We start from the raw sequence: 13,818 nt of genomic DNA on the forward strand, positions 1-13,818 counted from the left end.
TAGACAACAATTCCCCTTAAGATTCAGTCGAATCCTAGAACTATTGTCTTAAAAATTGTTTATTGTGAAGAAAAGGAAGGTGGCGACTGCCACCTTCAATTCAATACCTTACAGTACTAGACGACGAATGTCAGATAGAGCGCTGTTTAGGAAAGTGATGAAGCGTGCACCTTCAGCACCATCGATCACACGGTGGTCGTATGATAGAGACAGTGGAAGCTGTAGTCGTGGTTCGAACTCTTTACCGTTCCACACTGGCTTCATTTCAGACTTAGATACACCAAGGATACCTACTTCTGGAGCGTTCACGATTGGTGTGAATGCAGTACCACCGATGCCGCCTAGGCTAGAGATTGTGAAACAACCGCCTTGCATGTCAGCTGCAGTTAGCTTACCAGCACGTGCTTTCTTAGACACAGCCATTAGCTCTTCAGATAGCTCGTAGATGCCTTTCTTGTTCACGTCTTTGAATACAGGAACAACCAGACCGTTTGGCGTATCTACTGCGATACCCACGTTTACGTACTTCTTAAGAATGATGCTTTCGCCATCTTCAGATAGAGAAGAGTTAAACGCTGGGAACGCTTCTAGTGCTTTAGCAACAGCTTTCATGATGAACACAAGAGGAGTGATCTTCATACCAGTGTCTTTCTTAGCTTCGATTGCGTTCTGCTCTTTACGGAATGCTTCTAGCTCAGTGATGTCTGCGTTGTCCCACTGTGTAACGTGAGGGATCATTACCCAGTTACGGTGTAGGTTCGCACCAGAGATCTTCTTAATCTTAGAAAGCTTCTGAACTTCAGTTTCGCCGAACTTGCTGAAGTCAACTTTTGGCCATGGTAGTAGACCAAGCGCAGAGCCGTCACCGCCTTTGCCAGATGCTGCTGCACCAGACTCAAGACGCTTAAGAGCATCTTTAACGTAAGCTTGAACGTCTTCTTTCAGTACGCGGCTCTTACGACCAGTACCTTTAACCTTAGATAGGTTAACGCCAAATTCGCGAGCTAGACGACGTACAACTGGAGAAGCGTGAGCGTACTCATCGTTCTCTTGGAAATCGTTCGCCGCAGGTGCCGCTTCAGCTTTTGCTGCTGGAGCAGGTGCCGCCGCAGGAGCTGCTGCCGGCGCTGCCGCAGGAGCCGCTGCAACTGGAGCTGCAGGAGCTGCGCCCGCAACCTCAAATACCATGATTAAAGAACCAGTCGTTACTGAATCGCCTTCAGCAATCTTGATCTCTTTAACAGTACCAGCGAATGGTGCTGGTACTTCCATAGAAGCTTTGTCGCCTTCAACAGTGATTAGAGATTGCTCTTCTTCTACTGTATCGCCAACTGAAACCATGATCTCAGTAACTTCTACTTCGTCACCGCCGATGTCAGGAACGTTTACTTCTTTGTTCGCTGCAGCAGCTGGTGCTGCTACTGGTGCTGGAGCAGCTTCAGCTACTGGTGCCGCCGGTGCACCTGAGCCAGCTACTTCAAATACCATCACAAGAGAACCAGTCGTTACTGAATCGCCTTCAGCAATCTTGATCTCTTTAACCGTACCTGCAAATGGTGCAGGTACTTCCATAGAAGCTTTGTCGCCTTCAACCGTTAGAAGAGACTGCTCTTCTTCGATTGAATCGCCAACGTTAACCATGATTTCAGTAACTTCTACTTCATCACCACCGATATCTGGAACGTGTACTTCTTTAAGTTCTGCTGCCGCCGCTGCTGGTGCAGGAGCTGCCGCTGGAGCTGCTTCAGGAGCAGGTGCCGCAGCACCCGCCTCTTCGCTCTCGAAAATCATGATAAGAGAACCAGTCGTTACTGAATCGCCTTCAGCAATTTTGATTTCTTTAACGATACCTGCCTGAGACGCTGGTACTTCCATAGAAGCTTTGTCGCCTTCAACAGTGATCAGAGACTGTTCTTCTTCAACCTTGTCGCCAACGCTTACAAGAATCTCAGTAACTTCAACCTCATCCGCACCGATGTCAGGTACATTAATTTCGATTGCCATTGCTTATTTACCTTCTAGTTAAGCGCTGTATTAAGCGTATTGTGGGTTTGTTTTTTCAGTATCGATATCGAACTTAGCAATTGCTTCTGCAACTATAGACTTCTCGATATCACCACGGTTAGCTAGCTCAGTTAGTGCTGCAACTACTACGTAGCCTGCGTTCACTTCGAAGTGACGACGTAGGTTTGCACGGCTGTCTGAACGACCGAAGCCATCAGTACCAAGTACTTTGTAAGACTCAGAAGGCATGAACGCACGTACTTGCTCAGCGTAGTTCTTCATGTAATCCGTTGCAGCGATTGCTGGTTCATTACCAAGAACTGTTGTGATGTAAGGTACTTTCGCTTCTGCTTCTGGGTGAAGCATGTTGTAACGCTCTGCGTCTTGACCATCACGAGTTAGCTCGTTGAAAGACGTTACAGAGAATACATCAGATGCGATGCCGTACTCTTCGCTTAGGATAGTTGCTGCTTTACGTACTTCGTTCATGATAGTACCAGAGCTCATTAGCTGAACTTTACCCTTCGCGCCAGCATGAGTTTCTAGCTTGTAGATACCCTTGCGGATGCCTTCTTCAGCGCCTTCTGGCATTGCTGGCATTGCGTAGTTTTCGTTCATTACCGTTAGGTAGTAGAACACGTTCTCTTGGTTCTCACCGTACATGCGACGGATACCGTCTTGCATGATTACCGCTAGCTCGTAAGCAAACGTTGGGTCGTAAGAGATACAGTTAGGGATAGTGTTCGCTTGGATGTGCGAGTGACCATCTTCGTGCTGTAGACCTTCACCGTTCAGTGTTGTACGACCTGCTGTAGCACCTAGTAGGAAACCACGAGCTTGTTGGTCACCTGCTAGCCATGCCATGTCACCGATACGTTGGAAACCGAACATTGAGTAGTAGATGTAGAACGGGATCATTGGCAGATCGTTTGTGCTGTAAGAAGTCGCAGCAGCAACCCAAGATGCCATTGAGCCTAGTTCGTTGATACCTTCTTGAAGAACCTGACCAGACGTTGCTTCTTTGTAGTAAGAAACGATGCCTTTATCTTCTGGCGTGTATTCCTGACCATGTGGGTTGTAGATACCAACCTGACGGAATAGACCTTCCATACCGAACGTACGAGCTTCATCACAGATGATAGGAACGATGTTCTTACCAATGTTCTTGTCTTTTAGTAGGATGTTCAGTGTACGAACGTAAGCCATTGTTGTAGAGATATCACGCTTCTGCTCACCTAATAGTGGAGCGAATGCGTCAAGCTCAGGAACCTTGAACTCTTGAGTGAACTTAGGCAGACGCGCTGGCGTGTAACCTTTAAGATCTTTACGACGAGCGTGTAGGTATTCGTATTCCGCTGAACCTTCTTCAAGTTTCAGGTAAGGAAGCTCTGCCACTTTCTCATCAGATAGAATGTCTTGTAGACCTAGACGATCACGTAGGTATTGTACGTGAGTCATGTCCATCTTCTTAACACCGTGAGCGATGTTCTTACCTTCTGCAGCTTCACCCATGCCGTAACCTTTAACCGTCTTAGCTAGGATTACAGTCGGCTTGCCACCTGTCTCTTTTGCATTGTTGAATGCAGCGAACAGTTTAGAAGAATCGTGACCACCACGCTTCAGTTCGAAGATTTGGTCGTCAGTCATGTCTGCCACTAGTGCAGCTGTTTCTGGGTACTTACCAAAGAAGTGCTCACGTACGTATGCGCCATCTTTAGATTTGAATGTCTGGTAGTCACCATCGATAGTTTCGTTCATTAGTTGAAGAAGCTTACCTGTTGTGTCTTTAGCCAGTAGAGAATCCCAGTTGCTACCCCAGATAACTTTAACAACGTTCCAACCTGCACCTTTGAATAGGCCTTCAAGTTCTTGGATGATGCTACCGTTACCCATTACAGGGCCGTCTAGACGCTGTAGGTTACAGTTGATGAGGAAACATAGGTTGTCTAGCTTCTCACGCGCAGCGAAAGAGATAGCACCACGTGATTCTGGCTCATCCATCTCACCGTCACCTAGGAACGCGTATACGCGCTGTGCAGATGTGTCTTTAAGACCACGGCCTTCTAGGTACTTAAGGAAACGCGCTTGGTAGATCGCTGAGATTGGACCTAGGCCCATAGATACAGTAGGGAACTGCCAGAACTCAGGCATTAGTTTAGGGTGCGGGTATGATGGGATACCTTTACCGTCTACTTCTTGGCGGAAGTTGTCTAGCTGCTCTTCAGTTAGACGGCCTTCAACGAATGCACGAGAGTAGATACCTGGTGAGATGTGACCTTGGTAGTAAACGAGATCGCCACCGTCTTTCGCGTTTGGTGCGCGGAAGAAGTGGTTGAAACATACTTCGTAGAATGCAGCTGCTGACTGGTAAGAGGCCATGTGACCACCTAGGTCTAGGTCTTTCTTAGATGCACGCAATACGATCATGATTGCGTTCCAGCGAATGATTGAGCGGATACGACGCTCAAGAGTAACGTCACCAGGGTAAGCTGGCTCTTGCGCTGCAGGAATGGTGTTGATGTAGTTAGTGTTGATACCTGTTGGCATATCAACGCCGTCTAGACGTGCTTTCTCTAGAACGGTTTCTAGTAAGAACTGTGCGCGTTCTACACCTTCTTCACGTACAACTGACTCAAGAGCTTCTAACCAATCCTGAGTTTCCAGTGCATCTACGTCATGCTTCATGTCAGACATGGCGATCTTTCCTTTTGTTGGTTTGATCTACTAATTAGTTATGGCAAATGATTCTTAATCTAAGAATCATTACCTCGTTGAATTCGACGTAATGAGCGTTCTCGACGAGACTCCTCACGCGTCAGATCCAGCAATGTTTCTTCAATATAAGCTAAGTGTGAATGCGACATTTCTCGCGCCTTTTCAGGGTGACCAGAAACGATAGCCTCAACAATATTAGCTCTATGTTTGCTCACTCGCTCCAATACCTCCTCGCGGCGGTGAAGGAGCTTTAAATTTTGCAGAACATTTTGCTCAAGCAGGGGTGCAAGGCTTCGAACAATATGCAAAAGCACCATGTTATGAGCCGCTTCAGTGAGAGCGACCAAAAAGGCCATAACAGCATTGGCTTCAGCCTCAACATCTTTGTTTTTCTGTGCTGAGTCGATTCGAGCTAAACACTCTTGAATTTGAGCAAAGTCCTCATCGGTACCACGAATTGCTGCAAAGTAAGCAGAAATGCCTTCCATCGCATGGCGCGACTCAAGCAGATCCAATTGAGTTTCAGAATGAGATGAAAGCAAGTCCAATAAAGGATCTGAAAAGTTCTTCCAGATATTTTCACTGACGAATGTTCCCCCACCCTGACGGCGAGTAAGCAGACGCTTTGCTTCCAAACGCTGTATTGCTTCTCGGATTGAAGGACGTGACACATCGAACTGTTTTGCCAATTCGCGCTCCGGTGGCAATTGCTCGCCTGGAGAGAGTGTTCCTTCCACAATCAGCCTTTCCAATTCTTGCTCAATCACATCAGAAAGTTTTGGCTGACGAATCCTTTGATAAGCCATATTTGTTGTTCTTCTTTAAACTCTTTGCAGTGAATTGGTATTACCAATTTCAAGATGTGACGAAATTTAACACGCTTAAAACGCCAATGTCTAGTCAAAAATTGATTCAAATCATAGAACAGGACTAGAGTTAACCGAGATTTAACAAATGAAATTTAAAACAGCAACGCAATTGGTCTTACCATTTACAGCGTTAATACTTTGGGGGAAGGTGCGTGCTAGGGATATGAATAAAGAAATGAGCAGCTGTTAATGCCAATGAAACCTAATTTTGTTGAAAAGGGCATCAAGATCTTATTACTGAGCAAGAAATCATTAACAACCGGCATTAAAGTCTAATAAATCAAAAAATACCCCTTAAGAGAAAATTCAACCTATTGATAGAGTGATTAAATCGTATTGATTAGATTAACCAGTACAAAGCGTTAACAACTCAGGTCGATATTTGCGCAAAGTAATGCTTCCAATCAAATGAAAGGCCCGGGTCGGTCTTGCGTAGAGGTGCAATAAATTGATGTCCTGTGATCCGGTTCAAATTGATTTGCGGATAAGTGAGCATAATTTGACAGCTTAAATCCGATAGAGATTGATACTGTTCAGCGGTATAGGCTACATAATCGGTACCCTCCAACTCGATACCTATCGAATAATCATTGCAGCGTTCAACACCAGCGAAACTTGATTGACCAGCATGCCAAGCTCGATCGTTAAAAGAAACAAACTGTACGATCTCTCCTGTGCGTTTAATCAAGCAATGAGCCGATACCTTCATGTCCTTAATAACGTCAAAAAAAGGATGCTGTTTAGGGTCTAATTGATTCGTAAAGAATGCCTCGATGTACTCATTACCAAACTGGCCAGGCGGTAGACTGATGTTATGCACCACCAGCAACGAGACCCTTGTTTCCTGGGGGCGGTGGTCAAAATTTGGTGAAGGACAATGTCTCGCTTCCACCAGCCAACCCTCTTGATTGATCGTCATTAAAAAGCCTCGCTTATCTTCTATTCTCTTGAGCTATGGTGCTTTAATTTACCTGCTAGCAAGAGTATCATTCGAAGCCAAATTCGAATCAAGCTTAGACCCACGATGAAAAACACACATAACAGCCAAGAACGCCTAGAGTTTCTAAAACAACAGCTACCTCATGAGATCACTCGTGCTGTAGCCGACACATTAAAAGAAGACCTAGGTGGCAACATCGAACTGAGTAATGACGTTACCGCTGGCCTTATTCCTGAAGATGCAGTAAACGTAGCGACAATCATTACCCGCGAACATGGTGTGTTTTGTGGTCAAGCGTGGGCCGACGAAGTTTTTAAACAGCTTGGGGGGCGCGTTACTATCGAATGGCATGTGCAAGACGGTGATAAAGTCGAACCAAACCAAACGCTATGCACACTAACAGGTCCAGCGCGTGACCTGCTAACAGGTGAACGCAACGCGATGAACTTTATCCAGACGCTATCAGGCTGTGCAACGACAACCTCTATCTATGCAGAAAAAATTGCACACACAGAGTGTCGCCTACTTGATACTCGTAAAACCATTCCTGGCTTACGCAGCGCACTAAAATACGCAGTTGCCTGTGGCGGTGGCTTTAACCACCGTATCGGCGTTTTCGATGCATACCTGATTAAAGAGAACCACATCATTGCATGTGGCGGCATCGAGAAAGCTATCTCAACAGCGAAAGAGCTAAACCCTGGCAAGCCTGTTGAAGTCGAAACCGAAAGCCTAGAAGAGCTTCAACAAGCGATCGATGCAGGCGCAGACATCATCATGCTAGACAACTTTACTACAGACATGATGCGTGAAGCGGTGAAGATAAACGCTGGCCGTGCTGCACTTGAAAACTCAGGCAACGTAACGCTAGAAACGATCGCTGAGTTTGCAGAGACAGGTGTTGACTACATCTCTGTCGGTGCATTGACTAAGCACCTCAAAGCAATGGACCTGTCTATGCGTTTTAAGTAATGCACTGACCAACCAGTAATAGCTTCAATAATGACATTAGGGAGAACATTCGTTCTCCCTTTTTGGTGATTAAAAAAACACTACCAAGCTTTAACCCCCTCCCATTTTTTTGTTCCCACAATGCAAGAATGGCCGTTTTTATCGTAGCTCAGTCGTGTACTGTTCCCTGCCTTATTCTTCTTATCACATTCACCCAATATTCTGCTTACCGCTATAAATCATGTGGATAAGGAGATACCCAGTGAAAACTAATACACCCAAAAAACAACAAGGATTCACCCTCATTGAGTTGATGATCGTGGTCGGTATTATAGGCATATTAAGTGCGATAGCCGTACCTGCATATCAAGGGTACGTATTGAAAACCGAAGCAAATACAGCAGTCGGGATACCGCGAGCGTTAACAGCAAACATTGACCTATTTATTCAAAAAACGGGGAAGTTCCCTAGTGATCAGGTTGCAACAGATCTTACTGGTATTGGCGCTGCAACAGACATGAGTTCATTAGGGTTGCTCGATATAGAGCCCACAGCTTCAGGCTCGGAGTATGGCACCATTTTATTCTCTATCGGCTCAACCGGCGCACTATCAGGAAAGAAAGTCCAACTGACTAGATCAGCCAATGGTTGGTCATGCAAGCATGATACAGGACAAAGCTTAAAAGGTTGTACTTCAGGCACATTCAGTAGCGGTAGTTAGTACAGATAATTTCCTCAACCTATGCTTACCAACCTACCTACAATTCTTCGTCAGGCTGAGCTTATTAGCCTGGCGCAAGAGGAAGCCATCATTACACAAGTCCAGCGTTCAGGGAAAAATGTACCTGAAGCGATCCTTGATCTGGGTTTATTATCTTCTTTCGATCTGACCGAACAACTGAGTGTTATCTTTGGTCTTCCCAACACTGACCTCTCCCGCTACCGATATGAAGAGCTATGCACCTCACTTGGTGTGCGTGACCTTATCTTACGCTACCAAGCTCTACCTCTTTCTGAAAACGATGCCTGTTTAGTGATTGCCGTATCAGACCCAACTCATCTACAGGTCGAAGATGACTTTCGGTTCGCAACAGGTAAGCAAGTAGAACTCGCCCTAGCAAACATTAAAGACCTGCAAGCCGCTATTCGTCGATTGTACGGCCAACAAGTTGATCAGCAAGAGAACTCGGGAAAGGAGATCAGCCACCAAGAGCTCGCAGAACTGGTTGATATTAGTCGAGAAGAATTCGTTGAGAGCGAGGATCTCAGTCAAGATGACGCCCCAGTTAGTCGTTTCATCAATCAAGTGCTGCTTGATGCTGTAAGCAAAAACGCATCCGATATCCACTTTGAGCCGTACGAAGACTTTTACCGAATTCGCCTTCGGTGTGATGGTATCTTGGTCGAGACTCAACGCCCCGCCTACCAATTAAGCCGCCGACTCTCTGCTCGAATAAAAATACTCTCCAAGCTCGATATAGCCGAGCGCCGACTTCCTCAAGATGGCCGAATAAAACTGCGGTTAAACATAGACACCGCTATTGATATACGAGTCTCTACCCTGCCGACGCTATGGGGAGAAAAAATCGTCCTACGGATACTCGACAGCAGCACCGCGAGTCTCAACATCGATGCGTTAGGTTATACAGAACAGCAAAAAGATCTCTATCTCCATGCCCTAAAACAGCCTCAAGGTATGATCCTAATGACCGGCCCGACTGGCAGCGGAAAAACAATCTCCTTATATGCTGGGCTAAGCATATTGAATACCGCTGAGATAAATATCTCCACAGCTGAAGATCCAGTGGAGATCAACCTATCCGGAATAAATCAAGTACAAGTCCAACCCAAGATCGGTTTCGGATTCGCCGAAGCGCTGCGATCGTTTCTACGCCAAGATCCGGATGTGGTGATGGTCGGTGAGATACGTGATATCGAAACGGCAGAGATAGCAGTGAAAGCAGCCCAAACTGGACACCTTGTACTGTCTACATTGCATACTAACTCGGCAGCCGAAACCTTACTTCGTCTGGACAATATGGGGATTGAGGCCTATAACTTAGCGTCTTCTTTAAGCCTTATCATTGCCCAACGGTTGGTTCGTCGCTTATGTCCATTCTGCAAGTATCCTGATGCCTTAGCCTCTCTTACTCGTGAAAGCTTAATGATTGCAGAAGATGATTTAATTTTTAAAGCCAATCCACAGGGCTGTAACGAATGCACTCATGGCTATTCTGGCCGAGTGGGCATCTATGAAGTCATGCCATTTACCACAGAGCTTGCACAAGGGCTGATGAATGGAGCGACGGTTGCTGAGCTGAATAAAATCGCAAAAGCTCGAGGTATGTTGACGCTAAAACAATCGGGCATAGAAAAGCTGAAGCAAGGGATAACAAGTTACGCAGAACTTCAACGAGTACTCTACTTCTAGGAAGTTTATATGACCCACCGAAACAGCAATCGAACTCAACTAAAAAACTACCGTTGGAAGGGAATCAATAATTCAGGAAAGCGGGTTTCGGGTAGCACGCTTGCGCTGACGGAGGTGGAGGTTCGAGATAGACTTCGCGACCAACATATCCAAATCACCAAGGTTAAGAAAAGCAACATCTCTTTAATCACTCGATTGAGCCACTGCGTAAAGTCAAAAGACATCACTATACTCACCAGACAACTCGCAACCATGCTAGCCACTGGTGTTCCTATTGTTCAGGCATTAAAGCTTGTGATGGACAACAGTACCAAAGCTGAAATGAAATCCATTTTGAATCAAGTCACCAAAGGCGTTGAAGCAGGTACACCAATCTCCAAAGCGATGAGTACGGCCAGCAGCTTGTTCAACCCGCTCTATACCGACCTCATTGCAACCGGGGAACAAGCGGGTAATCTCGCTGAAGTCTTTGAGCGTTTAGCCACTTATCGAGAAAAGAGCGAGCAGCTGCGAGCAAAGGTAATCAAAGCGCTGATCTATCCATCTATGGTTGTCGTCGTCGCACTCACCGTTTCTTATCTAATGCTAACAATGGTTATCCCAGAGTTTGAACTGATGTTTCAGGGATTTGGTGCTGAGCTACCTTGGTTTACTCAACAAATTTTAAAAGTTAGCCATGCAGTACAACATTATTCTCTCACTACTTTAAGTCTCTTTCTGCTAGCTCTCTTTGTCTTTCGTACAGCGTGCAAAAGCTCCTCTTCATTGCAACTTCAAACCAGTCGTCTTGGATTAAAAGTTCCAGTTATAGGCGATGTGCTCAGTAAGGCCGCTATTGCTAAATTTAGCCGCACTTTATCCACTAGCTTCAGCGCCGGTATCCCAATTCTCACCAGCCTACAAAATACGGCTAAAACTTCGGGTAATATTCATTACCAAACCGCTATCGAATGGGTATATAGAGATACAGCGGCGGGCATGCCTATCTATATCGCAATGAAAAATACTCAAGCCTTTCCAGAGATGGTTTTACAGATGATCATGATTGGTGAAGAGTCTGGAAAACTCGACGATATGCTCAACAAGGTGGCGTCGATCTACGAGTTCGAAGTTGACAACACCGTCGATAATCTAGGAAAGGTTTTAGAACCTCTGATTATTGTTTTTTTGGGCGTAGTCGTAGGAGGATTAGTCGTTGGAATGTACTTACCAATCTTTAACTTAATGAGTGTGTTAGGTTAGACTCTCGTTTAGCTTAAAAGATGTTTAAAGAGACCAACATGGACGCACTACAACAAATACCCTGGTTTTTCCCTACTCTATGTATCCTGTTAGGTCTTATCGTCGGTAGTTTTCTTAACGTTGTTATTTATCGACTTCCAAAAATGATGGAACGCGAATGGCAACTCGAGTGTTCCGAGTCTTTTCCTGAATACAATCTCCCCAAGCCAGAGGGTGAGTTCAATCTGAGTGTCCCACGTTCAACGTGCCCTAAATGCGAACAACCTATTCGTATTATCGACAATATTCCTGTGTTCAGTTGGTTAGTATTGAGAGGGAAATGCTCACGTTGTTCAAACCCGATTAGTCCTCGTTATCCACTTATCGAAGCATTGACTGCATTACTGTGTGGCGCGATTGGTTTTTACTTCGAGCCTAGCTGGTATTCCATTGCTCTACTGTTTTTTACTTTTACTTTAGTTGCAGCAACCTTTATCGATTTAGATACCATGCTACTGCCTGACCAACTGACTTTACCCCTAACATGGGCAGGTATCGCCCTAGCACTATTTGAGATAAGCCCTACCTCATTACAAGATTCCGTCATCGGCGCAATGGCTGGCTATCTATGTCTATGGAGCGTTTATTGGCTGTTTAAGCTGCTAACGAAAAAAGAAGGCATGGGTTACGGTGACTTCAAACTACTTGCGGCACTGGGTGCTTGGCTGGGTTGGCAACACTTACCATTAATCATCTTACTCTCTTCGTTAGTCGGCCTCGTCTTTGGCATTATTCAACTTCGATTGCAGAAAAAAGGCATAGATAAAGCTTTTCCTTTTGGCCCCTATCTAGCGATAGCTGGCTGGATTAGCCTGATATGGGGTGATCAGATCATCACTTGGTACTTCAACAATATCTTAGGAGTCGCGCTATGAGTTTCGTCGTTGCCATTACTGGCGGCATCGCGAGTGGGAAAACCACAGTAGCTAACCTGTTTCATGATGAGTTTGGTATCGAGATAGTGGATGCAGATGTCGTTGCCCGTGAAGTGGTAGCAGCGGGTAGTGAAGGCTTAACCGCGATCATCGAAAAGTTTGGTCAGGATATCCTGACAGAAGAAGGCGAGCTCAATCGTACAAAGCTTCGAGAGATTATCTTTGCGAGTGATGAAGACAAGCAATGGTTAAATGGACTGCTTCACCCAATGATTCGTCAAAAGATGAAATCAGACCTCGACAGTATCTCATCTGAATATGGTTTATTGGTTGTTCCTCTGCTGGTTGAAAACAATCTTCAATATATGGCTGATCGCGTGCTTGTTGTTGATGTAGAAGAAGAAATTCAGATAGAACGTACTATGCTAAGAGATGAGGTTGATAGAAAACAGGCGCTTTCTATCCTCAAAGCTCAAGCAAGTCGAGCCCAACGATTGGACGCAGCAGACGACATAATAGAAAACAGCGTAAAAAACCAACAACTTTTGCCATTAGTCACAGATTTACATCAAAAGTATCTGGCAATGAGTAGGAAAAATCGGTCACAATAGAATTGTTGCAACGAAAGGCTGAAATCAGTCTGCCTCCTGCATTTTAGGAGTACGTAAAGGCTATCCCATGACTATTCATAAATTTGAACACCCACTAAATGAAAAGACTCGTATTTACCTGAGAGTAGAAACGTTACTGAGACAGATGCATCAGTCCTCTTCATTTATTGATAGCCAGCAATATCAACTCTTCTTCCGCTCGATCTTCGATATGCTAGAAATCTTCGAGCAGATTCAGATCAAATCCGAGTTAGCCAAAGATCTTGAGAAGCAGCGCCAAGCTTACCGTAGTTGGTTGAATGTTGAGGGTGTAAACCAAGCCATGCTGCAAGAGGTATTGGCTGAGGTTGATGTGACTCATAAAGCGCTGATGCAGACAGAACGTATCGGCCAATCACTCAAAGAAGACCGCTTCTTGAGTACCATACGTCAACGCTTCAACCTACCTGGTGGTTCATGCTGTTTTGACCTTCCTGCCCTTCATTATTGGCTACACTTACCAAACGAGCAGCGTACACGCGATGCACAGCGCTGGATGGATACGCTAAAGCCACTATCTAACGCCCTTAACCTATGGCTAAAACTGACTCGAGAAACCGGTCATTTCAAACCACAGATTGCACGCGCAGGATTCTTCCAAAGTGACGCTGAAGAAGCTAACATCCTTCGTCTCGCGATACCGATTCATTTCGGCGCTTACCCAATGATCTCAGGCCATAAAAATCGCTTTGCGATTAAATTTATGTCTTTTGAGACTGGGTTAGCCTACTCACAAGATATCGATTTTGATCTGGCGGTTTGTAGTTAAAAAAGAGAGCTAGAGAGCTAGAGAGCTAGAGAGCTAGAGAGCTAGAGAGCTACTTTGTCAGTTACACCAAATATTTAGCAAGTACCACTGAGATTTATTATGTCAAAGATTACCATTGTTCCATGCCCACAATGTGGTGCCGATGTTGAGTGGGGCGAACAAAGCCCTCACCGTCCATTTTGCAGTAAGCAGTGCCAAATGATCGACTTCGGAGAATGGGCAGACGAAGATAACAAAATCGCTGGCGCACCGGATATGTCGGATAGCGACGGTTGGTCGGAAGATCAGTACTAGGGAAAGAAGCTAGTACCTAGAAATGAGTCCCTTGATGGC

The 13,818-nt window shown here is 45.4% G+C and carries 12 protein-coding genes; 8 read left to right on the forward strand and 4 right to left on the reverse strand.

The window, feature by feature from the left end:
• Positions 1-108 precede the first annotated feature (108 nt).
• The 4 genes from aceF to ampD form a co-directional block, all read right to left on the reverse strand.
• On the reverse strand, positions 109-2,004 hold the full coding sequence (gene aceF, locus DPF91_RS06960) for a pyruvate dehydrogenase complex dihydrolipoyllysine-residue acetyltransferase (protein ID WP_117233702.1): 1,896 nt from the start codon (positions 2,002-2,004) through the stop codon (positions 109-111).
• Between the two features lie 30 nt (positions 2,005-2,034).
• A complete protein-coding gene (gene aceE, locus DPF91_RS06965) occupies positions 2,035-4,698 on the reverse strand; it encodes a pyruvate dehydrogenase (acetyl-transferring), homodimeric type (RefSeq protein WP_117233703.1) in 2,664 nt (887 codons plus the stop codon).
• A gap of 59 nt (positions 4,699-4,757) precedes the next feature.
• Positions 4,758-5,525, reverse strand: a complete 768-nt coding sequence (pdhR, locus tag DPF91_RS06970) for a pyruvate dehydrogenase complex transcriptional repressor PdhR (protein ID WP_117233704.1) — start codon at positions 5,523-5,525, stop codon at positions 4,758-4,760.
• A gap of 433 nt (positions 5,526-5,958) precedes the next feature.
• A complete protein-coding gene (gene ampD / locus DPF91_RS06980) occupies positions 5,959-6,507 on the reverse strand; it encodes a 1,6-anhydro-N-acetylmuramyl-L-alanine amidase AmpD (protein ID WP_117233705.1) in 549 nt (182 codons plus the stop codon).
• 105 nt (positions 6,508-6,612) lie between these two features.
• Between ampD and nadC the strand changes: the two genes are divergently transcribed.
• The 8 genes from nadC (at position 6,613) to yacG (ending at position 13,779) form a co-directional block, all read left to right on the forward strand.
• On the forward strand, positions 6,613-7,500 hold the full coding sequence (gene nadC, locus DPF91_RS06985; RefSeq protein WP_117233706.1) for a carboxylating nicotinate-nucleotide diphosphorylase: 888 nt from the start codon (positions 6,613-6,615) through the stop codon (positions 7,498-7,500).
• Between the two features lie 241 nt (positions 7,501-7,741).
• Positions 7,742-8,200: a pilin gene (locus tag DPF91_RS06990; RefSeq protein ID WP_117233707.1), complete on the forward strand. Its 459-nt coding sequence runs from the start codon at positions 7,742-7,744 to the stop codon at positions 8,198-8,200.
• Positions 8,201-8,221: 21 nt separating this feature from the next.
• Positions 8,222-9,910, forward strand: coding sequence for a type IV-A pilus assembly ATPase PilB (gene pilB / locus DPF91_RS06995; RefSeq protein WP_117233708.1), 1,689 nt, complete (start codon positions 8,222-8,224; stop codon positions 9,908-9,910).
• A 9-nt stretch (positions 9,911-9,919) separates the two neighbouring features.
• Complete coding sequence (locus DPF91_RS07000; protein WP_117233709.1) at positions 9,920-11,152, forward strand: type II secretion system F family protein; 1,233 nt, start codon at positions 9,920-9,922, stop codon at positions 11,150-11,152.
• A gap of 38 nt (positions 11,153-11,190) precedes the next feature.
• On the forward strand, positions 11,191-12,066 hold the full coding sequence (locus tag DPF91_RS07005) for a prepilin peptidase (protein WP_117233710.1): 876 nt from the start codon (positions 11,191-11,193) through the stop codon (positions 12,064-12,066).
• A complete protein-coding gene (gene coaE, locus DPF91_RS07010) occupies positions 12,063-12,677 on the forward strand; it encodes a dephospho-CoA kinase (RefSeq protein WP_117233711.1) in 615 nt (204 codons plus the stop codon). Before DPF91_RS07005 ends, coaE begins: the two co-directional genes overlap by 4 nt.
• A gap of 67 nt (positions 12,678-12,744) precedes the next feature.
• The gene (zapD, locus tag DPF91_RS07015; protein ID WP_117233712.1) at positions 12,745-13,485 is read left to right on the forward strand and encodes a cell division protein ZapD; all 741 of its coding nucleotides are present in this window, start codon (positions 12,745-12,747) and stop codon (positions 13,483-13,485) included.
• Between the two features lie 99 nt (positions 13,486-13,584).
• Positions 13,585-13,779, forward strand: coding sequence for a DNA gyrase inhibitor YacG (yacG, locus tag DPF91_RS07020; protein WP_117233713.1), 195 nt, complete (start codon positions 13,585-13,587; stop codon positions 13,777-13,779).
• Positions 13,780-13,818: the final 39 nt, after the last annotated feature.

Source organism: Vibrio maerlii, assembly GCF_003415655.1.
GTDB lineage: Bacteria > Pseudomonadota > Gammaproteobacteria > Enterobacterales > Vibrionaceae > Vibrio > Vibrio maerlii.